Source organism: Paenibacillus sp. FSL H7-0350 (assembly GCF_038593195.1).
In the GTDB taxonomy this organism is placed as follows: domain Bacteria; phylum Bacillota; class Bacilli; order Paenibacillales; family Paenibacillaceae; genus Paenibacillus_AQ.
In genome coordinates this window covers 4,935,293-4,961,892 of sequence record NZ_CP151972.1, presented here as the reverse complement: position 1 = coordinate 4,961,892, position 26,600 = coordinate 4,935,293, and the positions used below count along the sequence as shown (strand labels likewise).

General features: G+C 56.1%; 25 protein-coding genes and 1 pseudogene. 9 read left to right on the top strand and 17 right to left on the bottom strand.

The window, feature by feature from the left end; genetic code table 11:
• Nucleotides 1-8: 8 nt before the first annotated feature.
• The 3 genes from NYE24_RS22735 to NYE24_RS22725 form a co-directional block, all read right to left on the bottom strand.
• A complete protein-coding gene (locus NYE24_RS22735) occupies nt 9-1,352 on the bottom strand; it encodes a glycoside hydrolase family 30 protein (protein ID WP_342476735.1) in 1,344 nt (447 codons plus the stop codon).
• A 109-nt stretch (nt 1,353-1,461) separates the two neighbouring features.
• Nucleotides 1,462-2,475, bottom strand: coding sequence for a LacI family DNA-binding transcriptional regulator (locus NYE24_RS22730; protein ID WP_036702103.1), 1,014 nt, complete (start codon nt 2,473-2,475; stop codon nt 1,462-1,464).
• Between the two features lie 51 nt (nt 2,476-2,526).
• A complete protein-coding gene (locus NYE24_RS22725) occupies nt 2,527-3,009 on the bottom strand; it encodes a hypothetical protein (RefSeq protein WP_036702101.1) in 483 nt (160 codons plus the stop codon).
• Nucleotides 3,010-3,310: 301 nt separating this feature from the next.
• Here NYE24_RS22725 and NYE24_RS22720 point away from each other — a divergent pair, with 301 nt between their 5' ends.
• Entirely contained in the window at nt 3,311-4,117 is an 807-nt protein-coding gene (locus tag NYE24_RS22720; RefSeq protein ID WP_342476734.1) for an HNH endonuclease, read from the top strand.
• Here NYE24_RS22720 and NYE24_RS22715 read toward each other — a convergent pair.
• Nucleotides 4,104-4,301 carry a YwbE family protein gene (locus NYE24_RS22715; RefSeq protein ID WP_036702099.1) on the bottom strand — a complete coding sequence of 66 codons (198 nt, stop codon included), beginning with the start codon at nt 4,299-4,301 and terminating at the stop codon, nt 4,104-4,106. The two genes, NYE24_RS22720 and NYE24_RS22715, sit on opposite strands and share 14 nt — an antisense overlap.
• 72 nt (nt 4,302-4,373) lie before the next feature.
• Between NYE24_RS22715 and NYE24_RS22710 the strand changes: the two genes are divergently transcribed.
• Complete coding sequence (locus tag NYE24_RS22710) at nt 4,374-4,676, top strand: hypothetical protein (RefSeq protein WP_036702097.1); 303 nt, start codon at nt 4,374-4,376, stop codon at nt 4,674-4,676.
• 45 nt (nt 4,677-4,721) lie between these two features.
• On the opposite strand, the gene sdaAA is transcribed toward NYE24_RS22710, so the two are convergent.
• The 3 genes from sdaAA to NYE24_RS22695 form a co-directional block, all read right to left on the bottom strand.
• Nucleotides 4,722-5,600 carry an L-serine ammonia-lyase, iron-sulfur-dependent, subunit alpha gene (gene sdaAA, locus NYE24_RS22705; protein WP_036702096.1) on the bottom strand — a complete coding sequence of 293 codons (879 nt, stop codon included), beginning with the start codon at nt 5,598-5,600 and terminating at the stop codon, nt 4,722-4,724.
• Entirely contained in the window at nt 5,597-6,313 is a 717-nt protein-coding gene (gene sdaAB / locus NYE24_RS22700; RefSeq protein WP_036702095.1) for an L-serine ammonia-lyase, iron-sulfur-dependent subunit beta, read from the bottom strand. The genes sdaAA and sdaAB overlap by 4 nt, the downstream gene beginning before the upstream one ends.
• Nucleotides 6,314-6,478: 165 nt before the next feature.
• Nucleotides 6,479-6,889 (bottom strand): GNAT family N-acetyltransferase, encoded by a 411-nt coding sequence (locus tag NYE24_RS22695; protein WP_036702094.1) that lies wholly within the window; start codon nt 6,887-6,889, stop codon nt 6,479-6,481.
• A gap of 355 nt (nt 6,890-7,244) precedes the next feature.
• On the opposite strand from NYE24_RS22695, the pseudogene NYE24_RS22690 reads away from it, so the two are divergent.
• Together NYE24_RS22690 and NYE24_RS22685 are read left to right on the top strand one after the other, a co-directional pair.
• Nucleotides 7,245-7,630 (top strand): annotated as a pseudogene (locus NYE24_RS22690) (SDR family oxidoreductase); the annotation flags it as partial.
• 75 nt (nt 7,631-7,705) lie between these two features.
• Nucleotides 7,706-8,161 (top strand): hypothetical protein, encoded by a 456-nt coding sequence (locus tag NYE24_RS22685; RefSeq protein ID WP_235218603.1) that lies wholly within the window; start codon nt 7,706-7,708, stop codon nt 8,159-8,161.
• 382 nt (nt 8,162-8,543) lie between these two features.
• On the opposite strand, the gene NYE24_RS22680 is transcribed toward NYE24_RS22685, so the two are convergent.
• From NYE24_RS22680 to NYE24_RS22670, 3 genes are all read right to left on the bottom strand, one after another.
• Nucleotides 8,544-10,352 carry an NAD(P)H-hydrate dehydratase gene (locus tag NYE24_RS22680; RefSeq protein WP_342476733.1) on the bottom strand — a complete coding sequence of 603 codons (1,809 nt, stop codon included), beginning with the start codon at nt 10,350-10,352 and terminating at the stop codon, nt 8,544-8,546.
• Nucleotides 10,353-10,624: 272 nt separating this feature from the next.
• Entirely contained in the window at nt 10,625-11,257 is a 633-nt protein-coding gene (locus NYE24_RS22675) for an NAD(P)H-binding protein (protein WP_036702092.1), read from the bottom strand.
• A 60-nt stretch (nt 11,258-11,317) separates the two neighbouring features.
• On the bottom strand, nt 11,318-11,731 hold the full coding sequence (locus tag NYE24_RS22670) for a GNAT family N-acetyltransferase (RefSeq protein ID WP_036702090.1): 414 nt from the start codon (nt 11,729-11,731) through the stop codon (nt 11,318-11,320).
• A 227-nt stretch (nt 11,732-11,958) separates the two neighbouring features.
• Here NYE24_RS22670 and NYE24_RS22665 point away from each other — a divergent pair, with 227 nt between their 5' ends.
• Nucleotides 11,959-12,267, top strand: coding sequence for a hypothetical protein (locus NYE24_RS22665; protein WP_036702089.1), 309 nt, complete (start codon nt 11,959-11,961; stop codon nt 12,265-12,267).
• Between the two features lie 152 nt (nt 12,268-12,419).
• On the opposite strand, the gene NYE24_RS22660 is transcribed toward NYE24_RS22665, so the two are convergent.
• The 4 genes from NYE24_RS22660 to NYE24_RS22645 form a co-directional block, all read right to left on the bottom strand.
• On the bottom strand, nt 12,420-12,641 hold the full coding sequence (locus NYE24_RS22660; protein WP_036702087.1) for a YezD family protein: 222 nt from the start codon (nt 12,639-12,641) through the stop codon (nt 12,420-12,422).
• 101 nt (nt 12,642-12,742) lie between these two features.
• Entirely contained in the window at nt 12,743-13,606 is an 864-nt protein-coding gene (gene cysW, locus NYE24_RS22655; RefSeq protein ID WP_036702085.1) for a sulfate ABC transporter permease subunit CysW, read from the bottom strand.
• Between the two features lie 25 nt (nt 13,607-13,631).
• Complete coding sequence (gene cysT / locus NYE24_RS22650; RefSeq protein ID WP_036702150.1) at nt 13,632-14,474, bottom strand: sulfate ABC transporter permease subunit CysT; 843 nt, start codon at nt 14,472-14,474, stop codon at nt 13,632-13,634.
• A gap of 39 nt (nt 14,475-14,513) precedes the next feature.
• Entirely contained in the window at nt 14,514-15,635 is a 1,122-nt protein-coding gene (locus NYE24_RS22645) for a sulfate ABC transporter substrate-binding protein (protein ID WP_036702083.1), read from the bottom strand.
• Nucleotides 15,636-16,006: 371 nt separating this feature from the next.
• Here NYE24_RS22645 and NYE24_RS22640 point away from each other — a divergent pair, with 371 nt between their 5' ends.
• Nucleotides 16,007-18,334, top strand: a complete 2,328-nt coding sequence (locus NYE24_RS22640; protein WP_342476732.1) for an alpha/beta hydrolase — start codon at nt 16,007-16,009, stop codon at nt 18,332-18,334.
• 102 nt (nt 18,335-18,436) lie between these two features.
• Here the strand turns inward: NYE24_RS22640 and NYE24_RS22635 are convergent, their stop codons facing one another.
• The gene (locus tag NYE24_RS22635) at nt 18,437-19,489 is read right to left on the bottom strand and encodes a lactonase family protein (protein WP_076160199.1); all 1,053 of its coding nucleotides are present in this window, start codon (nt 19,487-19,489) and stop codon (nt 18,437-18,439) included.
• A gap of 257 nt (nt 19,490-19,746) precedes the next feature.
• Between NYE24_RS22635 and NYE24_RS22630 the strand changes: the two genes are divergently transcribed.
• The 3 genes from NYE24_RS22630 (at nt 19,747) to NYE24_RS22620 (ending at nt 21,916) form a co-directional block, all read left to right on the top strand.
• Entirely contained in the window at nt 19,747-20,007 is a 261-nt protein-coding gene (locus NYE24_RS22630; RefSeq protein ID WP_036702079.1) for a GlsB/YeaQ/YmgE family stress response membrane protein, read from the top strand.
• Between the two features lie 168 nt (nt 20,008-20,175).
• On the top strand, nt 20,176-20,682 hold the full coding sequence (locus tag NYE24_RS22625; RefSeq protein WP_036702077.1) for a cytochrome c biogenesis protein CcdC: 507 nt from the start codon (nt 20,176-20,178) through the stop codon (nt 20,680-20,682).
• A 271-nt stretch (nt 20,683-20,953) separates the two neighbouring features.
• Nucleotides 20,954-21,916 carry an L-lactate dehydrogenase gene (locus NYE24_RS22620; protein WP_036702075.1) on the top strand — a complete coding sequence of 321 codons (963 nt, stop codon included), beginning with the start codon at nt 20,954-20,956 and terminating at the stop codon, nt 21,914-21,916.
• A gap of 91 nt (nt 21,917-22,007) precedes the next feature.
• Here the strand turns inward: NYE24_RS22620 and NYE24_RS22615 are convergent, their stop codons facing one another.
• Together NYE24_RS22615 and NYE24_RS22610 are read right to left on the bottom strand one after the other, a co-directional pair.
• Nucleotides 22,008-24,002 carry a methyl-accepting chemotaxis protein gene (locus NYE24_RS22615; RefSeq protein WP_342476731.1) on the bottom strand — a complete coding sequence of 665 codons (1,995 nt, stop codon included), beginning with the start codon at nt 24,000-24,002 and terminating at the stop codon, nt 22,008-22,010.
• A 215-nt stretch (nt 24,003-24,217) separates the two neighbouring features.
• Nucleotides 24,218-26,554, bottom strand: a complete 2,337-nt coding sequence (locus tag NYE24_RS22610) for a heavy metal translocating P-type ATPase (protein WP_342476730.1) — start codon at nt 26,552-26,554, stop codon at nt 24,218-24,220.
• Nucleotides 26,555-26,600 lie beyond the last annotated feature (46 nt).

Below are 26,600 nucleotides of genomic sequence, written 5' to 3'. Positions count from 1 at the left end.
GCATAGACCTAAGCCTGTGTGATCAGATGGGTCGCAATAGAGTGCGCAGGCAGCGTGCATTCGGCGGTCTCGGCGCCCAGTCCCAGCGTCAGCGTACGTGCTTCCCCGCCTTCGTTCATCAGCACCACAGCGAGACTGCCGTCCGGATTGCGGAACGCTGCCGACAGCACCTCTGCCGCTGCCGAATCCAGGCCGATCCGCACCGCACCCGGAGCAATGAATTTGCTGAAATGCCCGATGTAATAATACGAGCTGTTGTAGTGGACCTCGTCTGCAGCCGTATCGGCAATCACCGGAGCATCGCAGAGATTGCCTACATGGTTCGGCCCGCCCGTCTCATCCAGCACCAGATTCCAGTCCAGGTAGCCTTCGGTCCAGGCATTCAGATCGCCGATCATATTACGGCCGTAGCGCTCACCCGTGAACCATTCCCCCAGACGCACGCCGCCCTCCTGGCAGCCTTCAGTGAACAGCACATGCTTATCCGGGAAAAGCTCATGCACCTGCTCCACGTTGCCGAACTCCTCGCCGCCGTACCAGTGAATTCCAGTCCCCCAGACATACTTTGCAGCCTCCGGGTCCGACAGAATCGGGGTCACGCGCTCGACCATAATGTCGCGGTTATGATCCCAGATTACGATGTTCACATCGCCCATTCCAGCTTCGTGCATTACGGGGCCGAGATGATTTTTGACAAAATCACGCTCTTCCTCTGCACTGTACACACAGGAATCCCAAGTCTGTACTGCTGCCGGCTCATTCTGCACAGAGACACCCCAGACCGGAACGCCTTCCTTGCGGTAGGCCTCGATGAATTTGGTATAATACCGTGCCCAGACCGGCGCATACTCCGGCTTCAGCGAGCCGCCGTTATTCATCTCCCCGTTGGTCTTCATCCAGGCAGGCGGGCTCCACGGAGAGGCCAGCATGGTGAACGGTCCGCCCCGGGCCTCCATGGCATCCTTAATCAGCGGCAGAACCCACTTATGGTCACGTGAGATATCGAAGGTCTTAAGCTCCGTATCCCCATCCTCCACATACGTATAATTGCCGAGTGCGAAGTCGCAGCTATGGATATGGACACGGCCCATGCTGTAATTCAGCCCATCCACCGGGTCGAAATACCGCCGGATGACCTCTGTGCGCTTCGCCGGACTCATCCGGGACAAGGTATACGCCGCTGCTTCTGTGAATGCGCCGCCAAAACCAATAATGGTCTGATACGCCTGCTCTGGCCGCAGCACGATATCTGCTTTTGCCGCGGCGCTATCCGCATTGAACTGAATGCCATTCTTGGGACTTAGGCGATCCCCTGTATCTTTGGCGGTGACTACGGTTTGTACTGTTGTCATGTCCATCACTCCTCTATTATTTTTGCCAGGTTACAGCAGGAACGAAAGAAATCGAAACCGGTTTCGATTTTGCCGAAAAAAAAGGTATTCCTGAATGAACGCATCTTCATCACATGCGCGGCGGTGCGCAGGAATCCCTCACAATAATCTCTACAGGCAGCACAAGTGCTTCCTGAGCCGTACCTGGACCGTTCATAGATGCCAGCAGGAGCTCCGCCGCCCGGGTCCCCAGCAGTCCGGTATTCTGGCGTACAGTGGTCAGCGCAGGCGTAACGTATCTGGCAAGTTCGATGTCGTCATAGCCCATCACCGAGACATCCTCCGGCACCGCAAGCCCCTGATCCTTAGCTGCCATTACTGCACCCAGGGCCAGCAAGTCACCTGAAGCAAAAACAGCCGTCGGCCGCTGTGGCAGCGCCAGCAGACGCTTCATTGCACCATAACCGTTCTCCAGCGCGTAGAAGGCTCCCTCGGCCACGTATTCATCCGGCACCTCAAGTCCCTGCTGCTCCATCGCCGTTCTGTACCCCAGCTCCCGCTGCTGTCCCGGATAGGTGTTCCCGCCTCCCGAGATGTGGGCAATCCGGCGGTGTCCAAGACGGGCCAGATACTCTACCGCCTGCAGTGCACCCGTCATATTATCCGAGCAGACTGTATGCGACAGCTCCGTCTCGAAATCGAGCACCACGGTCGGAATATCACTCTCCAGCAGCTCCCGGAAATACGGGTCATCGTAATCAGAGAGGAACACTACCACCCCGTCGACGCCGCGAATCCGGCAGTTCTCCAGATATCCGCTCTGCTTGCCGCCGACATCCTTCGAGATGAACATGAGGGCATAGCCCTTGGCTACGGCAACCTGCTTGAAGCTCTCAATCACTGCGCTGAAAAAGGGATGGCGGATTCCCGCCCCCGTATTCTCAACAAACAGCACACCGATGGTCCAGGATTTCTTAGTCGTCAGTGTACGTGCATGCGCATTGGGAAGATACCCCATCTCCCGGGCGGTACGCAGAATCTCCTCACGTGTCTTCGCCCGCACATCGGAATAGTTATTGAACGCCTTGGACACTGTGGTTGGTGAGTAGCCGGTCCTTTTGGCAATATCATATATCGTGGTCATTCCGGTTCACTCCCGCAGCTCAATGAAAGCCCTTTTATGTTCACTGACATTCTAACTTCTTTCGGCACGGCCGTCCAGCATAAAATATCTTTGGACCTCAGGCAGCAGCGTCACGATCTGAATCAGCATTCCCAGCGACATATAGAACACATGAATGAAGCTGACCATGTTCCACATGTAGGTCTGCGCCATAATCCAGATAATCTGGCCGAAGCCGATATAGAGTGAAAAGCTCCAGGCCGCATGCCGCTCCTTGAACGGTGTCAAGGCGTAGCTCCAAGACCACTGCGGCTGCTTCCAGAGGCCGTACAGTACAAGCAGCGGGAGCAGGCCGAATACAGACAGGAGCAGCAGCCCGGGGATGGCAAAGCTGTGAAAGGGCATTCGTACCATTGCCGAGACCGGCATGCCGAGTAATTCCCCGCTGGGATCAGCCAGCAGCGCCAGCCCGCCGGCAATGGCCCCCAAGCTCAAAAAACCTTGAAGTACAATCAGCACCCTCACAGCACCTGGCATTTTTTTAGCAGCATTCATCCTCATTCCTCATTTCAGGCACATTTTTTTCCGGCTACAGCCTCGGGCTATTTCTTGTTAGCGCCTATGCTTTATTGAGATTTTACAGATTTCTCCTCAAGATTGCCGGGAAAGAAATCACACTCCGGAAAATTCGCAGGATGTGCCTGCTGTGTGAATGTCTGCAGTTTACGCTATACTAGTATCAATTAGGACAACTACTGAAATTAAAACGGACGCATGCAAGCAGATGCACTTATCATTCACAATACAGAAGGGATTGGACGGTTGCGGCTTAAGGCTGCTTCTGCCAAGTACATTTATGACTGAGACCACAACTCTACCTCCATCCAAAAAATGCGCGTACTGCCATCAGCTTAAGCCGCTCTCTGAATTCCGCAGGCGCACAGGCAAGCGCGCCAAGGGCGTGTCCCGGCGCGGAGCCTGCCGGGAATGCCGCAAGCTCCGCGAGGCTGAAGCTTCCTTGCCGCCAGTGCGGGCAAGCGTAGTGCCTGCCCTGCCGGAGCGCCCGGCAGGGCCCCTCAAGCGTGACAAGGGGCCGGCCTCTATCTCCGGGGCAGCTGCGCCCGGGAAGGCACAGCCGCCCATAGCCCAGCCCCGTCCGGCCTCACGGCCTGAACGTGCCCGGGACGCCAGAGGCAACGCGGGAGCGGCCGGTCTTAAGGGCAAGGCACGTCCCCGGCATGCCGCCGAGACCGGACGCAGCCTTCCGCAGCAGCGCGGGCCGAGGCCCGATCCGCAGGATGCCTCTGCCCTGATTCCTTCTGCCAAGGGCATGATTCTCATGCGCGGGCACAGCGATAAGGGCCGCCGCTGGCATCAGGAGATCGACCTTGAGCTTGCCATGACGCTGGTCAAGGAGCATGCGGCCGTCGTTGTGAACCGGCGTACGATCCGCCGCATATACAGCAACAAGGACTTCCGCGCCTATATTTTGACGAGGGACCGCTATACGTGTTATTTCTGCGGCCAATACGGGGATACCATTGATCATCTGCTCCCCCGCGCCAAGGGCGGGCATACTACGCCGGACAACTGCGTCTGTGCCTGCAATTTATGCAATCAGACGAAGGCTGACCAGTCGGTGGAGCAATTCATGAGCCGGTAATGTTCTTGACCCGTCCTACCTGGCCGTCCGCCAGACGTACCTTGATCCCGTGCGGATGGCGGGGCGAGTTGGTCAGGATGTCTTTCACTGTGCCATGCGTGAGCTTGCCGGTCGCCTGATCCTGCTTCAGTACGATGTCTACCTGAATGCCGGGGCGGATATCCGCTCTTATTTGTCCGTTCATAATACACTCTCCTTCCGTTAATATTTGCGTTATATGTCGTCTACTTCCTCTTACAGATAAGGATGAACAGCCATGGCTTTTGGAATCAACCGGGCGGAATTAACCCGCTGGAAACAGGCCGTCTCCGCAGGGGAGATTGCGTTCCTGACCCATTACTGGATCGATAAACGCTACCCCGGGATCACCACAGTCACCAAGGTGGGCTGCAGCGATCTGCCCCGCCTGCGGGATTGGTGCAGGAAGCACGGTCTCCCGGCGCGGTATATTCATAACCGCCAGCCGTTCCCCCACTTCGACCTCATGGGCCCGAAGCAGGCGGAGATTCTCCGGCAGGAGGGCTTATGGGAGCACCTGGAACGCTTCCGTATGCTCTGAATTCTATGATGAACGGCAGACTGAGGAGCGCCTGTGACCGGGCGGTTATTTCGGGTTCCGCAGGTCCTTCATAATCCGGCGGCCGGTCGGGGTCTGGGCCAGCCCGCCCCCGGCCGTCTCCCGGTGCTTCTCAGGCATCGCAGAGCCGACCTCCAGCATGACCTTAATCACTTCATCGGACGGAATCACGCTACGGACGCCAGCCAGGGCCATATCCGCCGCCGCAAGCGCCGTAACGGCACCGAAGCCGTTGCGGACAATACACGGAATCTCCACAAGTCCGCCTACCGGGTCACAGATCAGTCCCAGTGTATTTTTGAGCGCGAGACCTACCGCATGTACAGCCTGTGCCGGAGTCCCGCCGCGCATCTCGGTCAACGCTCCGGCCGCCATGCCGATCGCTGAACCCACCTCGGCCTGACAGCCGCCTTCCGCACCCGATACAAAAGAATTATTAGCAATAACATACCCTATCGCTCCAGCCGCGAACAAACCGGAGACCATGTAGTCATCGTCCCAGCCGAAGCGCTCCTGACAGCTCAGGAACACACCGGGGATAATTCCGCAGGAGCCGGCAGTCGGTGTGGCAATAATCCGGCCCATGGAGGCGTTCACTTCAGAGACAGCAAGGGCATACGCCATCGCCTGGCCTGCCGGTCCCCCGAGACAAGGCTCATCCGCTGCATTATAGGCGGCCACCCGCTGGGCATCCAGGCCTGTCAGGCCGCTGCGTGAGGTGGTATCTTCGGTCATGCCGCGCTGCACCGCTTCCTTCATCACCCCGTAATACTCGCGCATGGTGGCGAATTCCTGCTCTTTGGAACGGCCGGATTCTGCGCTCTGCTCCTCAAGCATCAGAGCGCCGATCCCAAGCTCCCGCTCCCCGCATAGTACAGCCAGCTGGCTCAGTGTTTGAAAATTCATGTTGTGATGTCCTTCCCCTTCTGTGTCTGTTCTTGTGCATTGCCGTTCAAATCGACTACCTTGACGCTCTTCACTGCCGGAAGCGCCCGCAGCTTCTCCAGCAGCTCCGCCGTGGCTGACTCATCCAGCTCCAGTACCGTCAAGGCCGCCCCGCTGCGGTTCTTCCGGTCCAGTGACATATGTCCGATATTGAACTGGCCCTCCCGCATGACATCCGTGACACTGGCCAGCACACCCAGATAATCCATATGCTGAATCAGCACTGTAGGGTACATGCCGGTCAGCTTCACACTGAAGCCGTCAATATCCACAATCTCAATATTTCCGCCGCCGATGGATGTGCCTGTTAGGGTCATCTCCGTCCCGCTCTCCCTGCCTACAAGACGCAGACGGACCGTATTGGGATGGGGAAACAGCCCCGTTCCCTGACCGAAAGAGATGCTCATCCCGGCTTCGGCCGCAAGCTCAATGGAATCCGGCAGCCGGTGGTCGTCCGTGGCGAAGTCAAGCAGACCTCCGGCGATTGCCCGGTCTGTCCCATGTCCCTGATAAGTCGCGGCAAAAGAACCGAAGAACGTAACCTCGGCCTCTCCCGGCAGCTCACCAAGCACCTGCCTTGCGGCCCGCCCGATCCGCGCGGCTCCCGCTGTATGAGAACTGGAAGGCCCGACCATGGCCGGACCTATAATTGAGAATACATCTTTAAATCTCATAGTTCTGGTCTCCCGCTATCTAAATTCGGCCATGCACAGCGAATATTATTCATCTGTTCATTGTACAGCACCTATATATTATACTGCGTCCGCACCAAAGCTACACTATTACATGAATTGTGAGGGAAATAGAAGGATAATGTATAGCGTGAAACCTATAATTTCTTATTTTGAGAACAGCACCAGCCCGTCCCGCTCCTGCCAGCCGATACGGGTCCAGAAGCTGCGGCCCGGGGCATTATTTTCGATCACCATGAGATGGCACTTCGTTATGCCCGCTTCCAGCAGTTCCGCGAGGCAACGCCTCACCAGCTCACGGCCTGCACCGCTTCCCCGGCTGCCGCTGTCGACAGCCACATGATACATATAGCCTCTGCGTCCGTCATGCCCGCACATCGCTGTGCCCATTAGGGTGCCATCTTCCTTCACGCACACCTGGCTGATGCCCGGATTCCGCTCCAGATAACGGATGATGTGCTCACGCGAGTCGGCTTCACTGAGACCCATTCCGTCCGTATTCTCCCATAACCGGTAAGCCGCCTCGTAATCGTCCCCTGTCATTGCTCTATATATCATTCATTCTCCCCATTTCTATGTTTAAGACTCCACTTCACGCCGCACGCTTTTCTGGGCGCATGCATACCCATATACGGAAGAGCTGAGCAGGCAAGGAGGAGTAACCGCCGATGAACCCCGTGCATCCTTATTATGGCAAGTGGAAACAGCTTTGCCGTCCTCTGAAAGGACGGTACCGTTTCAGCGAGAAATAGAAGGATAAGTTATCGTGTGAAACCTATAAGTTCCTTATATTTTGAAAAGACGGTCTGTCATGTGCAGCCTGTCGCTTTCCCCCTCAGCACCAGGACCGCCAGCCCGGGCTGGCGAGCGTAATGCAGCCGCCTCCAATCAGCGAGCAGCCGCAAGGCAGTCCTTTTTCCTGACTCAGGCGGCGCTTCCGCATCTTCATCCAGGGAGCTGCATCATTAACACCGCCTCCATAACCGCATACCGGGGACACGAGGAGCTGATTGACTATTCATCCACCAAAGGCGCTATCGTCTCCTTCACACGTTCGCTCGACTTATCTCTCGCCGGCAGCGGCATCCGTGTCAACAGCGTAGCTCACGGTCCGGTATGAACGCCGCTGATTCCCGCCAGCTTCTTCTCTGCGGAGGAGGTCAGTGTCTTCGGTACTGAGACTCCGTCAAGCGTGCGGCACAGCCCTACGAACTGGCAGGAGCCTAAGTCTACCTGGCCAGCGATGATGCTTCTTATGTAACCGGCACCTGCATTCATTTTAACGGCGGAGACATGGTTACCAGCTTATCCATGTCCAAGCTTCAGCCGGTCACTCCGGCCGTATTCATCCCCCACCTGAAAGGATGTATAGCAATGAATCAACACAAGGATTTCAACCTGCCTTCTGTCCGCCTCAATGCGGGCATGTACGCTCTGACCAAGCTGTCGGCCGCCGGATTGACCTTCATCCTGATCTCCCTGTTCATGCTGATCCATGGCTATGAGAACGGAATTCCGTCCGGCTGGCCAGTATCGGTTCCTTATGCTATCTACGCCTACGGCCTACCGGCTGCCATCCTCGCTGATGCGCTGCTGCGCATGTTCCGCTCCACCTCACTCAGCCCTGCGCTGGTCCTGTACGCCATTGCCGGCTATGGCGCCGGCCTGTGGCTCGCTGCGGAGCAGGGCGGCGACGCCCTCGTCTCCGGCCTTACCGGCCTCGCAGTACTGTTGCTGTTCCGCATCGCTCAAACCGCGGGCGAGCGCTTCCCGATCCTGCTTCCCTTCTTCGCTCTGTTTATTCCGCTGGTCTGTCTGGTTCTATTCTGACCCGGACGGATTCAGGCGGGGGCGCTGGTGCATCGCGCGCTATTGGATGCCCGCAGCATACAATTGGAGAAATGTATCTTCATCCATCCGTTTCTGCCGATTATAGGCAAACAGGTGGCAAAACTACTAATAAAGTTAGTTTTGCCGCCTGGAGTGAAATGTGCCAAATTAAGTGTCGTTTATCCAACTAACGTCCCGCCAGAGCTCATCCGTTCATCAGCAGGTGGACAAAATCCACCTATTATCCGCTAAAGCAGACTAACATAGACTTTGAGCTCAAAGTAGGGCCGTGCGCCAAAGCGAGCAAGAACTTGAACTTGTTAATAGAATGTTGCCGGAGGCTGGCGCTGTTGGTTTTGAGAAATCAAGCCGGTGCCTACACTTACAGCGCTTCGATAATATCCCCGGCGATCAGGGCGGAAGGGTGGTCCCGCTTCCGGGCGGCGCGTTCTCCGGCCAACCCGTGCAGGTAGACTCCGAATGCTGCGGCCTGATCCGCCTCCAGGCCCTGGGCCAGCAGACCGGAGATGATGCCCGTCAGCACATCCCCCGCACCGCCGGTACCCATACCGGGATGCCCGGTGATATTGATATAGGCTTGCCCTTCGGGCGTTGCTATTACGGTATGGGCTCCTTTGAGCACAAGGATTACCCCATGCTGAACTGCATAGGACAATGCCAATCCGATCCGGTCCCGCTGCACCTCCGCTGTAGATATCCCCGCCAGACGGGCCATCTCCCCCGGATGCGGGGTCAGAATAACCGGATGGCGGCGGCTCCAGCTCCGATATCCGGCATCTGCCAGTATATTCAGCGCATCCGCATCGATAACCATAGCCCTGTCCGACTCCTCCCACAGTCTGCGGAGCCACTCCGTATCTCCTTCGAACCGGCCCAGGCCGGGGCCGATGGCTACACAATCGCGGCTGGTACTCAGCCGCAACACTTCAGCGGCCGTACCCGCGTTCCACTCCCCGTCGCCTCCGGTGACCGGGGCCAGCATCAGCTCCGGTACGGAACCGATCACATAGGGCAGCAGCTTCTCCGGCAGCGCCCAGGTTACCAGCCCGCAGCCTGCGCGCAGTGCAGCGCGGGCAGACAACAGGCCTGCGCCGCTCATGCGCAGGCTTCCTGCTGCAAGCAGGACATGCCCGTAGGTACCCTTGTGGCCCTCGGGCGAACGGCGGCGCGCCAGGTCAACCTTCAAGCGCGCCGTCAGTACTTCCGGCGTCAGGAGGCTGACCTTGACGCCCTCCCGGGCAAGTGCAGCGGGTATGCCGATGGAGCGGACCACGACCCGCCCGGCTGCCTCTGCGCCGGGATATTGCAGCAGCCCCCGCTTCAGGAACGCGAGGCAGACGGTCACTGACGCATGAATGCAGGGCTCATGCGTCTCCCCCGTGTCCGCATCCAGCCCGCTGGGGATGTCCGCGGACACAATGGCTCTGCCGCTGGCATTCGCAGCGGCAATCAGCTCCGCATAGGCACCGCGCGGGGCTCCCGCGCTGCCTGTGCCGAGCAGCGCATCCACGATGCCGCTGCATGCGGCAAGGTCCAGGGCATCCCTGCCGTAGACTACGGCAGGGATGCCCATGGCTGCAGCGGCATCACGCTGCAGCGCGGCTTCGCCGGCCAGCGACTCCGGCGCGGCCGCGTACACCAGCGTGACGGCGATGCCGGCCTCACGCAGGTGCCGGGCGGCGGCGAGGCCATCGCCGCCGTTGTTGCCCTTGCCGGCGAGGACGAGCCAATGCTCTCCGCCGGCACCGGCAAACGTCAGCGCTGCATCTCCGCTGACAGAGAAGCCCGCAGCATCAGCGCCGAAGCCTGGCGCCACGCGCCCGCTTGACGCATGTGCTACGCTACCAGTTGCTACCGTTCCGCTACTCCGCACTACACCTCCAGCCATGCCGAACCCATCACTACGTACACCATCAACAATCGCTCCCGCTCCGGGTACTTCGCCACCTAGCACTCCCGCTTCATTACTCCACACTCCACCTCCAGCCGTACCAGCCACACCAGCCACACCAGCCATACCAGCTTCACTTGCCCGGCGGCGGCAAAAGGCGATGACCTCCTCGGCAATGGCCCGTCCGGCATTTTCCATCAGGGCGATGGCCGGGATGCCCAGCCGCTCAATCGTGTCGCGGTCGAATGCCCGCATCTCCTCCGCTGTCACCACATCCATTGGTCCAGACCTCCTTCATAGTTGCTTCGATTGTACTAAGTCCCGTTTCAGCAAGCAAATAACCCAGGTAGCTCATAGCGTCCAACGAGTAACTAGTAACGATCTGCTTAAAAAGAAAAAAGCCCTCCCGCTACGAGGAGGACTCTTTATGTTAGATAGTTAAGGATATCGTTGTAAAATCAGGCGTTTTAGTTGTACAGAGTGCGTTAAACCTGCCGCTGACTCTACCTCTGCATTTTCACCTTCCGCCTCCGCGTACACCCCCACCCTCATCAATACCCTACAGTAAACCTGGCCCTGCTGAAATTACCTTCCTCCAGCTCATCGATGACCGCCACAGCGAAATCCTGGATGCTGATGCCGCTCCGGCCGTCTTCATCTACAATAAGCCGGTCGAGGCCGATACGGAATTGGCCGGTGCGGCGCCCTTCTACCAGAGCGGCAGGCGGACTGAGATACGTATAATCCAGCTCTGACCCTCTATAGATCTCATACGCATTGGCATGAGCCGAAGCCAGCGCGCGGTAGTCCTCGGGGAATCCGGCGGTGTCCATCAGCCATTCTCCTGATTCTGTCTTCAGGCTGCCCGCTCCGCCGACAATGATCAGACGCTCAAGTCCGGCCGCCCGCATCCCTTCCAGCAGTGAATCCGCCACCCGCAGCAAATCATTCTCATGCCCCGCCGCCGGACCGAAGGCACTGATTACCTCTTCATGCCCGCGCACGGCTGCCGTTACCGAGGCCGGGTCCAGCAGATCAGCAGCCGTCACCTGCAGCCGCTCATGCTGAAGGCTGAAGGCTTCCGGTCTGCGTACCGCAGCCGTGACCTCATGTTTTCTTTTTAATGCTTCCTGTACGATGGCACTTCCAACTCTGCCCGATGCCCCAAATACTACAATATCCATTATCCCGCTGCCTCGCTTTCCTAATCTGCTATCCTTTATCATTACACGAATTCATACGATTTATCGCCGCAGGAACATTCCCTGTGAAGCAGGCATTACCGGCGCGAACCCGTATCTGGCATATAACTTGGCCGCTTCCCCGTCAGCGATGAGACTGATATACGCCTTTTCCGGCACACTGTCCAGGAACGTGCGGATTTCCTGCATGATGCTTTTTCCGAGACCCCGTCCCTGGAAGGAAGGCTTCACAGCAATATCCGTCACTTGAAAAAAACATCCCCCGTCCCCAATAACCCTGCCCATGCCCACTAGTTGCTCCCCTGCATACACCGTCACGGCAAAAGCAGAGTTAGGCAGTCCGGCGGACGCCCCCTCTATGCTCATCGGACTAAGCCCGGCTTCCTGCCGCAGCGCCAGATAATCCTCAACTGAGGGCAGCTCCTGCCGGATCTCCGGCTGTACTGAATTTGTCATAATTCTCCTCCTGTATCCTGCAATCTGCAAGCAGATCCCGCTGCCATACTGATACCAATATATATGTATTTGTTCAAAATTGAAACGCCCCGACTCCTCCGGCGTACAATAACTCAAAACACAGCACTTGCTCTCTGCGGGCGGGCAGGTTATTCTTACCCCGTGTCCTTGGGTAAACTGTGGATAGACAAGCAACACTATTATTTTGGAAGGTTGGTGAAGTAATTATGTCTCCTACAGGGAAACTATTTAAATGGGGAACTTTCGCTTATGAGGCTTTTCTGGCGCTGCCGATTATCGGGGGAAGCTTTGTTGTGGCAAATGCCTGGGTACCGCTTGGGGTCGCTTTTCTGCTGCATGCTGTAGCCATTATCATTCTGCTGAGAGAGCGCGGTCCGATTATCGGGAATGCAGTGGGTGTGGTCACCTCGGTGGTTGCCTTGATTCCTTTTGTCGGCTGGGTGATGCATGCCATTACCGCTATCATTCTGCTCGTAGAAGGACTGAGCGGATCACGGCGCAATCCACGTTACTGATAGTCAACAAGTGGAAACGGCATTGCCGTCCTTTTAAAGGACGGTACCGTTTCAGCGAGAAATAGAAGTATAATTTATCGTGTGCGACATATAAATTCTTATATTTTTACAAAAGACCTCCCATTGGTTGCCCAATGGAAGGTCTTTCTGCATTATCCTCGTCCCCCAGTACGGGTATCGGTCCGCCGGCTTCCGGTCTCTCCACTACCACGTGAATTTGCTGTGCTGTTCTCGAAACGTTTGCGCTCCGTGCGCTCCATCTGTACGATTTGACCTTCATGCACTACGATGTGCAAGGAGCCGAATTCCATATCGTCGAGAAGTTCCGTTATCCGCGCAAGCCATACCTCATCCACCTTCAGTGGTTTCGCCATTCGCAAGCCTCCCTTTCCCGGTTAGGGAAGTAACTCTGCCTAAATTCCGTTATTACCACCTTGTATACTATGAATTAACTTAGCACGGCTCCCAATAGCTGTCAATGAGCATTTTTGCGTACAAGTACGCTTTTTACAATCATCGTTACCAGTGCCAGCAGGAGCAGCAGAGAAGCCACCGCGAAGGATGCCGAAAACTGATATTCGTTGTACAAAATTTCGACATGCAGCGGCAACGTATTCGTCTCCCCGCGGATATGCCCGGACACCACCGATACGGCGCCGAACTCGCCCATGGCCCGTGCATTGCAGAGAATAATGCCGTAGAGCAGACCCCACTTGATATTCGGCAGCGTGACGCGCCAGAAGATCTGCCACCCGTGCGCACCTAGCGTAATCGCAGCCTCCTCCTCCTGTGTGCCCTGCTCCTCCATCAGCGGAATCAGCTCGCGGGCTACGAACGGGAACGTGATAAACAGCGTAGCCAGCACGATGCCTGGCAGGGCGAAGACGATTTTGATATCATGGTCGCTTAACCAGGGGCCGAACCAGCCGTGCGAGCCGAACACCAGAATGAAGATCAGTCCGCCAATCACCGGTGATACCGCAAAGGGCAGATCGATCAGCGTAATCAGAAATCCCTTGCCGCGAAAACGGAACTTGGTCACCGCCCACGCCGCCGTTACTCCAAAGACCGTATTCAGCGGAACCGTAATCGCGGCGACCAGCAGCGTCAGTCTCAGCGCCGAGGCGGCGTCCGGGTCGGTCAATGCGGCCCAGTAGACATCCAGCCCCCGCTTCAGCGACTCCACCAGAACAATGATCAGCGGCAGCGCAATCAGCCAGAGCAGGACCAGTCCAGCCAGGGAGATGAGCACCCATTTCACCACTTGTGACTCCGTCGTAGAAGGCGATGACGCGCCTGTTCGCGGCCCGGGGACATGCAAGGGAACCGTACCGGCCATTCTAATTCCTCCTAAATTAATGTGTTTATCGCGAGCTCCGCCGAGCCCAATGCTGAAGGCTGTTGATGACCAGCAGCATCAGGAAGGAGAGCAGCAGCAGAATCAGCGCCACGGCAGTGGCTCCGGCGTAATCGAACTGCTCCAGCTTGGACATGATCAGCAGCGGGGCGATCTCAGTGCGCATCGGCATATTGCCAGAGATGAACACGACAGAACCGTACTCGCCGATGCCCCGGGCGAACGCCAGAGCGAAGCCCGTAAGCAGCGGAGGCAGCAGCTCCGGCAGGACAATCCGCAGGAAGGTACGCCCGCGGCCTGCCCCAAGCGTAGCTGCGGCTTCTTCCATGTCCCTGTCCAGATCCTCCAGCACCGGCTGCACCGTGCGGACGACAAAGGGAATGCCGATGAACATCAGCGCCAGCGTGATGCCCAGCGGCGTGAAGGCTACCTTGAAGCCCAGCGGCGTCAGCAGGGAGCCGATCCAGCCGTTCTGGGAATAGAGGGCGGTCAGCGATACGCCCGCCACGGCTGTAGGGAGCGCGAACGGCAGGTCGATCAGGGCGTCGAAGATTCTTTTACCGGGGAATTCATACCGCACCAGCACCCAGGCCAGCAGCAGTCCCAGAAAAACATTAATCAGGGCCGCAGCGCCCGCCGTACTCAGACTGACACGGTAGGAGGCCAGGACGCGGGCATCCGTAGCCACATCCCAGAACTTGGCCCAGCTCAGCCCCGTTGAATTGAAGAGCAGCGCGGACAGCGGCAGCAGGACCACAAGACTCAGATACAGTACGCTGAACCCCATCGTAATTCCGAACCCCGGCAGCAGCTTGCGCCGCGACACCGTCCTTGCAGCAGCTTTGGTCATGACACTCATCTGCCCATTCATCCTTTCAAGACTCCGCTATCAGCTGCCCGGTACGTAGATTTTGTCGAAAATCCCGCCGTCATTGAAGTGCTTCGCCTGGGTCTCCTTCCAGGTTCCGAATTTATCGGCCAGGGTGAACAGCTTAATCTCCGGGAATTGATCCTTGAACTCGGCCTTCACGCTATCCAGTGTCGGACGGTAATAGTTCTCGGCAGCAATCTTCTGGCCTTCCTCGGTGTAGAGATATTTCAGGTAGGCATCTGCTACCTCGCGCGTTCCTCTTTTATCAACCACCTTATCCACCACCGCAACCGGCGGCTCTGCCAGAATGCTCTCTGACGGATTCACAATCTCGAATTTGTCCGGACCCAGCTCCTTGATAGACAGATACGCCTCATTCTCCCAGGCAATCAGCACATCCCCGATGCCGCGTTCCACGAAGGTAGTGGTTGAGCCGCGCGCTCCGGTATCCAGGACCGGTACATTCTTGAACAGCTTTTGCACAAATTCCTGAGCCTTGGCTTCATCATTATTATTGTGGTCCAGCGCATAGCCCCAGGCAGCCAGGTAGTTCCAGCGGGCGCCGCCAGAGGTCTTGGGGTTAGGGGTGATGACCTCTACGCCCTCCTTCAGCAGATCGGGCCAGTCCTTGATGCCCTTCGGGTTGCCTTTGCGGACCAGGAAGACGATGGTGGAGGTATACGGGGAGCTGTTATGCTCATATTTACTCTGCCAGTCCGCGCCGATCAGCCCGGCCTCCTGAAGCGCATCAATGTCATATCCGAGTGCCAGCGTAACGACATCTGCCTCCAGGCCATCCAGCACAGCCCGGCTCTGCTTGCCCGATCCGCCATGCGATTGCTTGACTGTTACCTTCTGGCCGGTCTCCTGCTCCCAGTAGGCGGCGAAGGCCTTGTTGTAGTTCTCATACAGTTCACGCGTTGGATCATAGGATACATTCAGCAGCTCGACTGGATCTTTGGCCTGTGTCTGGGTGGCTTCCGGTGTTGAAGACGCCTTCGCCGCCGCTTCTGCCACGGCCGGGGCCGCCGTTCCTGCACCCGCACTGTTCCCTGCATTACTGTTCCCGCAAGCCGTAAGCCCTGCCGTCAATATCAATGCAACTCCGGCGAGAAGCCCCTTCTTGATCCCTTGTGTCATCCTTAGCCCACTCCCCCATATTAGTCTGGTAACAAGCAATAGACGCAGGAAAGCCCGCTTGCGGCAAGTCAAACCGGTCTTATAGACACGTATCTGCGAGCCTGAAGCAGGCGTTCCTCCGTCTGTACGGTAAGAACTTATTCGATTATTCCTACCCATTTAGTAGGTTATAGAGATATAATACTGAACGCTTCCCGCGCTGTCAAACCTTTTTTTCACTTTGAATGAAAGACGGCGATCCACGGGCCCCGGGCAGGAAGTGGCGCCCGTTCCTGTAAGCTCCACTTGTTATTGCTGCCCCAAAGTAATATCATTGCTTACATCTAATAGAGTGAAAAAATAGAGTGGAAAACGCACCGGGGGAAATAATCATGGGAATGGATTTGGAGTATGGCCCCGCGCCGCAGGGACCGCGGCTGCACAGGCGCGTACTCAAAGAACTGGGCAGACGCATTCTGGAAACGTACAGGTATGATACTACTTTATGGAGGACTGCGCTCAGCGGCCCTTGGACGCTATGCATTCTGGCTTTTTCTATAGTTATTATGGGTATTCCTACCGGACTCGGAAGCGCAGCAGATATTATGTTGGCAGTTGGCGCAGGAACGCTTGTTATGGCGCTGGCCAGCAATCTGCTGGCTGTGCTGCTCTCTCTAACCGGACTGCGGCTTCCGCATCTGTTCGCAGGCTCTTTGCTCAGCACTTATGGGGCTGTATTGCTAATCTTATATTTTTCCGATCTGGAGCTTGAAGCTGCAGCCGTTATCGCCGGTATCGCAGCCTTAGCCTGCGGGATAGGGGGACTTGCGGCCGGTCTGCTGCGGACCCGCAGAATGCTCAGCGGCAGTCTGCTGGCAGCGGCACTCCTCCTCTCCCCCTTCGCACTGGCCTATGGCTCCGGGACGGGGAGCAGCCCGGTATCGGTACCGTCGCTTCAGAGTCTGGCGGCAGACGGACAGGTGCTTCCCTTACTTGCAGACGATCCCGCACAGCCGGGCGGCTATACATTCCACAGCTTCACCTATGGAAGCGGCAAGGATCTGCAGCGCAAGGAGTACAGCAAGGATGTCCTGCTAACCTCTGCTTCCGTGGATGCTACCGGGTATATCTCTTCCTGGCCCGCGCTGCGGACCCTGTTCTGGGGATTCGATCCCGCTACCCTCCCGCTGAACGCCAGAGTATGGATGCCGGACGGGGACGGGCCGTATCCGCTGGTGCTCATGGTGCATGGCAACCATATGATGGAGGACTTCTCCGAAGGCGGCTACGCCTATCTTGGTGAATTGCTGGCCAGCCGGGGCTTCATCGCGGTCGCCCTGGATGAGAATTTCCTGAATTATTCAGCTTGGTCGGGTATTCCAGACAACGACTTCAAGGTAAGGACCTTGATGATTCTAAAGCATCTGCAGCAGATCGGAAGCTTCGCGGAGCATCCCGGCACCCCCTTCTACCAGAAGGTTGATTATGACTCTGTTGCGCTGCTCGGCCACAGCCGGGGCGGCCAGGCTGTAGCCATGGCTGCGGATGCATCGCTCTGGTTCAGCAGTGATCCGGTTCTGGAGGCTATTCAGCAGTTCCATATTACTTCAGTCATTGCCCTGGCCCCTACGGATAAAATGATCGACAGCAAGCAGGCCCGTCTAACGGATGTGAGCTATCTGACGCTGCAGGGCGCCCGTGACGGCGATGTGCATGATTTCTACGGGGACCGGCAATATATGCGTTCTTCCTACACCGGCAATACCCCCGGCTTCAAAAGCTCGCTCTACATCGCTGATGCCAACCATAGTCAGTTCAATACGGACTGGGGGCTATATGACCAGACGCTGCCGACCGGCCTGTTCCTGAAGCGTTCCCGGATCATGGACGGGGAGGAGCAGCGGAGAATCGCGAAGGTCTATGTCTCTGCCTTCCTGGAGAACACGCTGCACGGGAGAACCGAGTACCGGCAATTGTTCCGCGATTACCGCAGCGGCGCCCGGTGGCTGCCGGATACCGCCTATTATAACCGCTTCCAGAGCGGGTCCTATATCACGGTAGCGGACTATGATGAAGATCGCAACAGAGGCATCGTTCAGGGCGGGACCGTCTCTACGACTACGGGGCTTCACTGGAGCGAAGAGGCCGCGAAGGACCGTGAACGGAACAATAAGCCCTCTTACGGTATCCTGCTGGAGCGCAGCGCAAGCCCGGATCAGGAGTCTGCGGACGCCGAGGCGGCTTACAGCATTAGGCTCAGCGATACGCTGACCCGGACGCTTGCGAAATCCCCTGCTGTAGAGGGGCTCACCTTCTCCCTGGCGAACCATAATTCCGATCCTAACCAGGACGGCGATGCCGGGCCGATGCCGGAAGCTGAGCTCTCTCCGGATGTGGAGGTGGAGCTGACTGACAGCAACGGCACCGCCGCAAGAATCCCTCTGGACGAGGTGATGGATATTCTGCCGCTCCCGCAGACTGAATTCACGCTTAGTCCGTGGCTGGAGGAGCGGATCAGTGACGGCAAATTCAGCAACCTCTCGGAAGCCGTCTACCAGACCTACAAGCTGCCCTTCGAGCTGTTCCTTGAGGAAGAACCGGAGCTTGATCCGGACAGTTTGACTGATATCACTTTTTATCTGCAAGGCTCAGAAGACAAGATTATGCTGGACGACATCGGCTTCTACGAGCGGGGGGACCCGCTGACAGGAGTGTATTAACCGGACATCATTCTATCTATAAAAAGCCCAAATTGCCCCCTGCCCGCCATACTCCGGCGTTCAGGGGGCTTTGCCGTTCCTGCACAAAGATACTTGTCCAGGTTAGTCCAGGGCTACAAGGCAGACAGGGGCTGGTACTTCCAGCTCATTGCCGGTAGGGATCAGCCGCCCGGTCTCACTGTCTATGCGGAAGGAGGCAATATTGCCGCTGTTCTGGTTAGCGGCGAGCAGCATGCCGCCGATCAGAGCGAAATTGCGCGGTGTCCGGCCCCCGGAGATTACCCAGTCTTCCGCTTCCAGCAGACCTGTAGCCTTATCGATGTGGAATAGTGCGATGCTGTCGTGTCCACGGTTGGATACGTAGAGGTAACGCCCGCATGGCGATACATGGATGTCAGCAGCCGTGTCATCACTTCCGGCCGTATAGTGCTCTGGGAGACTGCTGATGCTCTGCAGGAGCTTCAGATTACCCTGAGGCTCATCATTGGCGAATACGGTGACCGTATTGCTCAGTTCATTGACCAGATAGATCCATTGCCGCGAAGGATGAACCGCCAGATGGCGCGGTCCTGAACCTGGAGGAAGGTCCGCCTCCCGGTGAGTGACCAGCTTCCCTTCCTCCACCCGGTAGATCACAATCTGGTCGAGACCGAGATCACAGACCAGCACATGTTCACCCGTCTTGTCCGGGATCACCGAATGGGGATGGGGTGCCTCTTGACGGTCGCTGCGGATTCCCGAGCCTTCATGCTTCACCTGGGAAGACATCTCCTGCAAGGACCCGTCCGGGTTCAGCGGGAAAACATTGACGTTGCCTCCCGTATAGTTAGACACCGCTATGTAATCTCCCTGCGGAGCAACCGAGACATAACAAGGTGCGCCGCCTCCGGTTGCTCTGCTGCCCAGCGGATGCAGGGCTTTGCTGCCGGGTTCAATCGCATAGGCATGAATCTCACCCTCATCCTGCTCGCTCACTGCATATAATGCAGTCTGCGCCGCATTGACCGCCAGATAGGAGGGATTCTGGGTCCCCCGGGTACCGCCCATAAGCCTCATTTCTCCGGTCTCCTTATCCAGCGCACCGAGCAGGATGGCCTCTTTCTCCTTACTGTTGTACGTTCCAATATAGAATAATACTTCATTAGGCTGGTGCATGGCTGCGGCTCCTTTTTGTTCTAAAGTATATAATCTTATATAACCTGTACACCCCTATTCTCACTCAGAGGGTGATCCATTAATTCACTATAACATCTTTATGTACCCGCGGCCTTATCAGGGTTAAACAGCATAAATTTGGACAGACTGGAATACTAAATAAATGTGTGCCGGCAAAATTTAACACTGGTTTAAACGCTGAGCATGAGGTTAATAGTAACCATCGAAGACAACAAACACAAAAGGAGCTGAAGTAAATGAGTTTACTATGGATGTTGATTGTTGGTGGCGTAATTGGTTGGCTGGCCGGGTTGATTATGGGCCGGGACATTCCGGGCGGAGTTATTGGCAACATTATCGCTGGTATTCTCGGTTCATGGCTGGGCGGCATGCTGCTGGGAAGCTGGGGACCTAAGGTCAGCGACTTCTATGTCTTCCCATCACTGATCGGTGCTGTGATTCTGATCTTTATCGTAAGCCTGATTCTGCGTTCGGTTGGCGGACGTAGCCGTTCTTAAGCTCTATGGCAGCATTCTTCGATGAAGCTGCTGAACTATACTTAGCAAGCAGACCCGCCGGGGTTAGACTCCTGGCGGGTTTGTTGTGTGTACCTCATTCTGAAATCCAATCATTATCTGCTATAATGAAGACAATAGTGACCAAAATCACAGAGAGGACAGTGAATTATGGGTAACATCAACCCCTCACTTCTGCATGTGGGCTCTACGCTGGGGGCCGTATTCATGGCGCTGATGGTGATTTTCATCCGCATGAAGGCCAGTGCCCGCCCGGTAACGATCCGCAAAATATGGATTCCGCCGCTTGGCATGTCCACTGGCTTCGCCATGTTCGTCGTACCGGAAGTGCGCTTCCCCTGGTGGTGGGCGGCCGCGGCCTTCCTGGTCGGCTGGTTTATTTTTGCCTATCCGCTAATCCGCAGTACGCGGTTCGAAGAACGTGAAGGGCTGATCTATGCCCAGCGCTCCAAGAGCTTCGCGTTCATTCTGCTTGGACTGCTGCTGGTCCGCACTCTGCTCCACGAGTTCATCAACCGGTATGTATCTGTTCCTCAGTCCGGCGGATTATTCTTCATTCTGGCCTTCGGCATGATCCTCCACTGGAGACTGTTCATGTATAAGCACTATACCGGAATGTTGCCTGCCGAGCCGCAGATTCCGCAGCCCCGGGTCTAGGGCGAAGCGGGGTAAGACATTCATTTATGTAAAAGGGGGGTGTCCCCGGCAGCCTTAGGGATGACTGCCGGAGGCACCCTTTCCTTCTGCCTTCCCAAATGCCCATCAGCTGCATATTATAGTTCATAAGAACCCTGACACTCTAACCTTCCATGTGAATTGTGGCTAAATAACGGACGGGGACAGCGGTCATTTTCGGTGCTATGTCAGGTAACTTGCGATGAGATCGGTTAGAATAGTACCATACTTGTAGAGAGTGGGGACGGGGCAATTGAAAAGTAAATCGAGAAAAGTGGCAATCGTCGGCTCCGGCATGGTCGGCTCAAGTGTTGCCTATTCCATGGTGAATCAAGCCGTATGCGATGAGATCATGATGATTGACCGCACCTACGACCGCGCCATGGCACAAGCGCTTGATCTCTCGCACTGCATGGACTTCACCGGAACACGCACCAAGGTCTATGCCGGCACCGCCAGCGACTGTGCGGGGATGGATGTCGTCATTCTGACGGCAGGCGCCAATCCCAAGCCGGGGCAGACCCGGCTGGATGTACTGGATGCTGCTGCTGTAATTACCCGGGAGATCATCACCGAGATTATGGCGGGCGGCTTCGATGGTATCTTCGTCGTCGCTGCGAACCCTGTAGATATTGTGACTTATATGGTCTGGCAGATCTCCGGCCTGCCGCGGCACCGGGTGATCGGCACAGGCACCTCCATCGACTCTTCCCGGCTGAAGACACTGTTGTCGGAAGTATTCACGATCGATCCGCGCAGCGTCAACGGCTATGCCCTTGGCGAGCATGGGGAATCGCAGTTCGTGGCCTGGTCCCATGTGACCATCGGCGGCAAGCCGATTCTGCAGATTATGGAGCAGCACCGCGAGCGCTTCAGCAGCCTGGATCTGGAGGATATCGCCCGCAAGACGAAGGATGCCGGCTGGGAGATTTTTACGCGCAAGGGCTCCACTCACTTCGGGATCGGCAGCGCGCTCGCCTATATCACCCGCTCCATTCTGAATGACGAGCACAAAATCATCGCCGTCTCCGCCATCCTGGACGGGGAATACGGACAAAGCGGCGTATGTGCCGGAGTACCGGCTATTATCAGCAGCAGTGGCATTCAGGAATTGCTGGAGCTGAACCTCAGTGATACGGAGATGGCCAAATTCACCGCCTCCTGTAGCATCATCCGCGCGGGAATTGATAGCCTCACGCTAGAGGAGCAGCACTAAGCTTAACAGCATAGCCTATACAGTAAACACCCCTCTGCTTCACACAGTAACCTGTGCGGCAGAGGGGTGTTTGCGATGATTTCACCTGATATTATTGAAACTTCTCGATCTCGCTCCGCAATTCGCTCATTAACTGGTTGAGGGATTCGGCTGAGGTGACGACCTGGCCCATCAGATTCCGCTGCTCGGTGGAAGCCTCCGCCACCATCTCGGCACTCTCGGCAGAATCTCTGGCAATGATCAGCATATCGGAGATGGAGGCTGTAATCTCCTCTGTCCCGGCGGACATCTGTTCATTGACGGCAGAGACGTCCTGGATCTGAACCGATACCTCACGGATGGACGAGCGGATATGGTCGAAGGAGGTGCCTACGTTTTGCATTTTACCCATTCCGTCTCCGATCTCAGCAATGCTCTTCCCCATAGAGACCTCAGCCGCTCTGGTGGATTCCTGAATCTGACGGATCAGCTCCACAATATTCACAATGGCGCTGTTCGTGCGCTCCGCCAGCTTCTTCACTTCATTCGCCACCACGCCGAACCCGCGCCCATGCTCCCCTGCTCTGGCCGCTTCAATCGACGCATTGAGGGATAACAGCCCCGTCTGGTTGGAGATTTCGGAGATTACATCAACAATCTGGCCAATCTGTTCAGATTGTCCGCTCAGATTGCTGATCAGAGCCGAGGTCTCCTCCGCAGCGCCGCTGATGACAGTCATCTGCTTAAGTGTGGATTGAATCTCTACATATCCGTTCTCGACCTCGGTGCTGACCGTCTCTGCCTGGTCGGACACATTGACGGAGGATTCCGCAATCCGCTGCAGCCCGATCGCCATCTCCTCCGTAGCTCTTGCCGCCTGTTCCGAGCCCTTGAACTGTTCGCCCATGCCCTGAGCGACTTCCTGGACGACTGTCTCAATCTCAGCCGACGTATTCGAGGTCTGATTAGCGTACTTCAGCACACTTTCTGCCGAGACAGCAACCTGGGCCACTGTAGCATCGATTTTACCGACAATGCCGGATAATGATCCGATCATATCATTAATGCTCTGGCTCATCTGGCCGATTTCATCACTGGAGCGTACGGTCACCCGTTCGCTGAGATGGCCGTCCGCTACTTTCTTCATCACCCCGGAGATCGCTGCAATCGGCTTCACAATCAGACGGGTCAGATACAAGGCCAAGGCAATGACCGCTAAAATGATGATTACAATGAACAAGGTGGATATCCGCTGGGCTGAGGTGACTTTGGCGGTAATCTCGCTTTTGGGAACCGTAATCAGCAGCTTCCAGTCTGTGCCCGGAACGCTACGGAAATAGGTAATCACCTGTTTGCCGTCCTCTCCCTTGTAGGCTTCCGAGCCTGCTTCCTTGCCGAGAATATGCTCTACAGCCTGTTTCATCTCTGTTGTCTTGGCGTAATCCGCGATATTCTTGCCGATCCGCTCGGTCTCGGAGTAGGCGTAATAATCACCCTTGCCCGAGATTACGTATCCGTAGCCGGTGTCGCCCACGTGGATATTTTTGCCCATCTCCATCAGAATGTCCGGTGTCACCGAGAAGGCGATGCCGCCGCCAAACTGTTTGTCCTTGTCCACGACCGGAACGAATACCGGAATAATATATTTACTGAGCTGTTCCAGATAAGACATCTCCGCTACAGCCGGAGCAAGACTCTCCTTTGCCTGCAGGAAATATGCCGATTGGCCTACATCCGCCGTAAGCTTAAGGGAATTGGCCAGAATGCCTTGCTTGTTAATGACGCTGTAACCTTCGGACTGAGTATCGCTCTCTTCGAGTACCTTGACCACAGGAAAAATAGTATCCGGTCTCGAGGTATCAAATTCAGGATGCTGTGCAATCAGCTCCTGGACCGCAGATGTCCGCGTATTCAGCCACTCTGCGATCCGTGTGGTATTCATCTCCAGAATATTCTGGGCGAGCTCCTCACTGTCGTCTCTGGTTACACCCCCGAAGTACTGCATGAAAAAGATCGTGACACCAAGCAGAGGTACAATAGCAATTGCCAAAATAACAAGCGAATACTTGCTTTGTAGCGACAATGATTTTCCATTCTTTGCATTCATTTTCAATTTGGACCGTACACTTGCCTCATTCACCGCAAAATCCCCCTAGAAACCCTTTGTGGTCTTCCATATGCTGTAAATATATATTGATATATCGGCATAAATAGACAAAAAGCATAATACATGCAATAAAAATAAGCCTTAAGACCCAAAAATTAGGATCATTAAGGCTTATACTTTTCATAATTATTTCATTATCGCATCATATTACACCATTATACCGATTTCGGCGGCTGTAAAGCTCGCATACTGTTCAGTACAGCAAGTACAGTAACTCCGACATCTGAGAATACGGCCTCCCACATGGTGGCAATTCCGAACGCTCCCAGCAGCAGGAAGACCGCTTTAACTCCCAGCGCAAAAGCAATGTTCTGCCAGACAATGGTCCGTGTCCGCTTGGCGATGCCGATGGCGGAGGCGATTTTGGAAGGTTCATCCGTCATGATTACAATATCCGCAGCCTCAATGGCTGCATCCGAGCCAAGTCCGCCCATGGCAATCCCGACATCCGCTCTGGCCAGCACCGGAGTATCATTAATCCCGTCCCCGACAAAAATGATCTTCTCCTTCGGTCCCTTTTCCCGCTCCAGCTGTTCAATCGCCGCGACCTTATCCCCCGGCAGCAGCTCTGCATGGATCTCCTGAATATCCAGTTGTCTGCCGACAGACTCGGCTACCGGAGCGGCGTCACCAGTCAGCATAACCGTCTTGTGGATTCCCAGTGCATTCAGAGCCTGAATAGCCTTAAGAGAATCGTCCTTCACTTCATCTGCAATGACGAGATAACCTGCGTAGCGCTTATCTACAGCAATATGAACGATCGTCCCGTACTCCTGCGGGGTTACGCTGGCAATCCCTTCACGCTCCATCAGCCGCGCATTCCCGGCAAGCACTGCCTTCCCCTCCACGGTAACGGCGATGCCGTGGCCGGAGATTTCGTTATAGTCGGTAATCGCTTCGCCGGGAATCGCTTCGCCATAGGCTGCACGGATGGATTCCGCAATCGGATGGCTGGAATGGCTCTCCGCATAAGCCGCTACCCGCAGCAGTTCCTGCCCGGTGAAGCCTTCCGCCGGAATATTGCCGGTTACCGTGAACTGGCCTTTGGTCAAGGTTCCTGTCTTATCGAACACAACGATCTTCACATCATTCAAGGCTTCCAGATAGTTGCTGCCCTTCACCAGAATCCCGTTCTTGGACGCGGCACCAATACCGCCGAAGAACCCAAGGGGGATCGACACGACAAGCGCACAAGGGCAAGAAATAACGAGGAAGACCAGTGCGCGGTAGATCCAGTCCGAGAAGGTGGCTCCGCTAAGAACCAGCGGCGGAACCACTGCCAGCAGCAGCGCTGTTATCACTACAACCGGCGTATAGGCGCGGGCGAATTTGGTGATAAAATTCTCTGTCTTCGCTTTGTTATTCGTAGCATTCTGCACCAGCTCCAGAATCTGCGAGACTGCTGACTCGCCGAAGTCCTTGGTCACTTCAATGGTAATCACACCATTGCGGTTAATGAATCCGCTCAGCACCTGGCTCCCCGGCTGTGTCGAGCGGGGTACCGATTCTCCGGTCAGCGCCGAGGTATCCATCATCGCGCTGCCCTCAAGAATAATCCCGTCCAGCGGAACCTTCTCGCCGGGCTTAACCACGATGCTGTCCCCTACGCTAACCTCTTCGGGGGACACCTTGCGCAGATTATTGCCTTCCTTCAGATAAGCGAACTCCGGCCGTATATCCATCAGCGCTGTAATCGAACGGCGTGAACGGTTCACAGCCATTCCCTGGAACAGCTCACCCACCTGATAGAAGAGCATAACCGCGACGCCTTCAGGATATTCGCCGATAGCGAAGGCACCGATGGTCGCAAGGGCCATCAGGAAGTTCTCATCGAACACCTGGCCTCTTACAATATTCCGGGCAGCAGAGAAGACAACCTCACCGCCGACAATCAGATAGGCTGCCAGGAAGATCAGCAGCTCGGTGATCCCGCTGACTGGCAGGAACATCCCGGCAGCGGCCAGAATGGCACCACCGCCCAGCCGCATCAGGATGCGGCGCGTATCGCCCTCCCCATGCTCGTGGCTGTGTCCGTGGCCATGGGAATCCTCATGACTGTGGCTGTGCTCAGCAGCATGTGAATGCTTGTGCCCGTCTTCATGGGAATGCACTTCTCCGTGGGCATGCTCATGACCGTGCGGTTCGCCGTGGCTATGAACATGGCCCTGTCCTTGAACCGCTACGCCGCGCACCTGAGCTGCATCCTCCGCAGACAAGGGCTTCTTAACAGCCCGCGAAGCTTGAACCGCCCGTAGCTTCACATGCGGCTCCAGCTTGGTTACCGTCTGCTCAGCCTGCCCGGCGATCTCATCCGCAGCAGCAGCCGTTGTCTCCAGTGTCATGGTCTTGGTGGCGAAGTTGACGGTGCAGGAGGACACACCTTCAATCTTCTTGACCTTATTCTCGATCTTCATTGCGCAGTTCGCGCAGTCCAGCCCATCCAGTACCCATTTCCGCTTCACATTGTCTTCTACCGTACTCAAATGACTCATCTCCCTTGATCGTCCCTATATATGAGTATTTGTTCATATGTTAACT

What these genes read in the sequence shown, in the direction of transcription:
- NYE24_RS22695 (WP_036702094.1), bottom strand. Translation starts at nt 6,889, where the DNA reads ATGATATATAGAGCAATGACAGGGGACGATTACGAGGCGGCTTACCGG.
- sdaAA (WP_036702096.1), bottom strand. Translation starts at nt 5,600, where the DNA reads ATGAATTTTCAAACACTGAGCCAGCTGGCTGTACTATGCGGGGAGCGG.
- NYE24_RS22685 (WP_235218603.1), top strand. Translation starts at nt 7,706, where the DNA reads ATGAATCAACACAAGGATTTCAACCTGCCTTCTGTCCGCCTCAATGCG.
- cysW (WP_036702085.1), bottom strand. Translation starts at nt 13,606, where the DNA reads ATGGCCGGTACGGTTCCCTTGCATGTCCCCGGGCCGCGAACAGGCGCG.
- NYE24_RS22615 (WP_342476731.1), bottom strand. Translation starts at nt 24,002, where the DNA reads ATGAATGCAAAGAATGGAAAATCATTGTCGCTACAAAGCAAGTATTCG.
- NYE24_RS22735 (WP_342476735.1), bottom strand. Translation starts at nt 1,352, where the DNA reads ATGACAACAGTACAAACCGTAGTCACCGCCAAAGATACAGGGGATCGC.
- NYE24_RS22665 (WP_036702089.1), top strand. Translation starts at nt 11,959, where the DNA reads ATGTCTCCTACAGGGAAACTATTTAAATGGGGAACTTTCGCTTATGAG.
- NYE24_RS22715 (WP_036702099.1), bottom strand. Translation starts at nt 4,301, where the DNA reads ATGAACGGACAAATAAGAGCGGATATCCGCCCCGGCATTCAGGTAGAC.
- NYE24_RS22675 (WP_036702092.1), bottom strand. Translation starts at nt 11,257, where the DNA reads ATGGATATTGTAGTATTTGGGGCATCGGGCAGAGTTGGAAGTGCCATC.
- NYE24_RS22660 (WP_036702087.1), bottom strand. Translation starts at nt 12,641, where the DNA reads ATGGCGAAACCACTGAAGGTGGATGAGGTATGGCTTGCGCGGATAACG.
- NYE24_RS22630 (WP_036702079.1), top strand. Translation starts at nt 19,747, where the DNA reads ATGAGTTTACTATGGATGTTGATTGTTGGTGGCGTAATTGGTTGGCTG.
- NYE24_RS22710 (WP_036702097.1), top strand. Translation starts at nt 4,374, where the DNA reads ATGGCTTTTGGAATCAACCGGGCGGAATTAACCCGCTGGAAACAGGCC.
- NYE24_RS22635 (WP_076160199.1), bottom strand. Translation starts at nt 19,489, where the DNA reads ATGCACCAGCCTAATGAAGTATTATTCTATATTGGAACGTACAACAGT.
- sdaAB (WP_036702095.1), bottom strand. Translation starts at nt 6,313, where the DNA reads ATGAGATTTAAAGATGTATTCTCAATTATAGGTCCGGCCATGGTCGGG.
- NYE24_RS22640 (WP_342476732.1), top strand. Translation starts at nt 16,007, where the DNA reads ATGGGAATGGATTTGGAGTATGGCCCCGCGCCGCAGGGACCGCGGCTG.
- NYE24_RS22720 (WP_342476734.1), top strand. Translation starts at nt 3,311, where the DNA reads ATGACTGAGACCACAACTCTACCTCCATCCAAAAAATGCGCGTACTGC.
- NYE24_RS22625 (WP_036702077.1), top strand. Translation starts at nt 20,176, where the DNA reads ATGGGTAACATCAACCCCTCACTTCTGCATGTGGGCTCTACGCTGGGG.
- NYE24_RS22725 (WP_036702101.1), bottom strand. Translation starts at nt 3,009, where the DNA reads ATGAATGCTGCTAAAAAAATGCCAGGTGCTGTGAGGGTGCTGATTGTA.
- NYE24_RS22610 (WP_342476730.1), bottom strand. Translation starts at nt 26,554, where the DNA reads ATGAGTCATTTGAGTACGGTAGAAGACAATGTGAAGCGGAAATGGGTA.
- cysT (WP_036702150.1), bottom strand. Translation starts at nt 14,474, where the DNA reads ATGACCAAAGCTGCTGCAAGGACGGTGTCGCGGCGCAAGCTGCTGCCG.
- NYE24_RS22680 (WP_342476733.1), bottom strand. Translation starts at nt 10,352, where the DNA reads ATGGATGTGGTGACAGCGGAGGAGATGCGGGCATTCGACCGCGACACG.
- NYE24_RS22645 (WP_036702083.1), bottom strand. Translation starts at nt 15,635, where the DNA reads ATGACACAAGGGATCAAGAAGGGGCTTCTCGCCGGAGTTGCATTGATA.
- NYE24_RS22670 (WP_036702090.1), bottom strand. Translation starts at nt 11,731, where the DNA reads ATGACAAATTCAGTACAGCCGGAGATCCGGCAGGAGCTGCCCTCAGTT.
- NYE24_RS22730 (WP_036702103.1), bottom strand. Translation starts at nt 2,475, where the DNA reads ATGACCACGATATATGATATTGCCAAAAGGACCGGCTACTCACCAACC.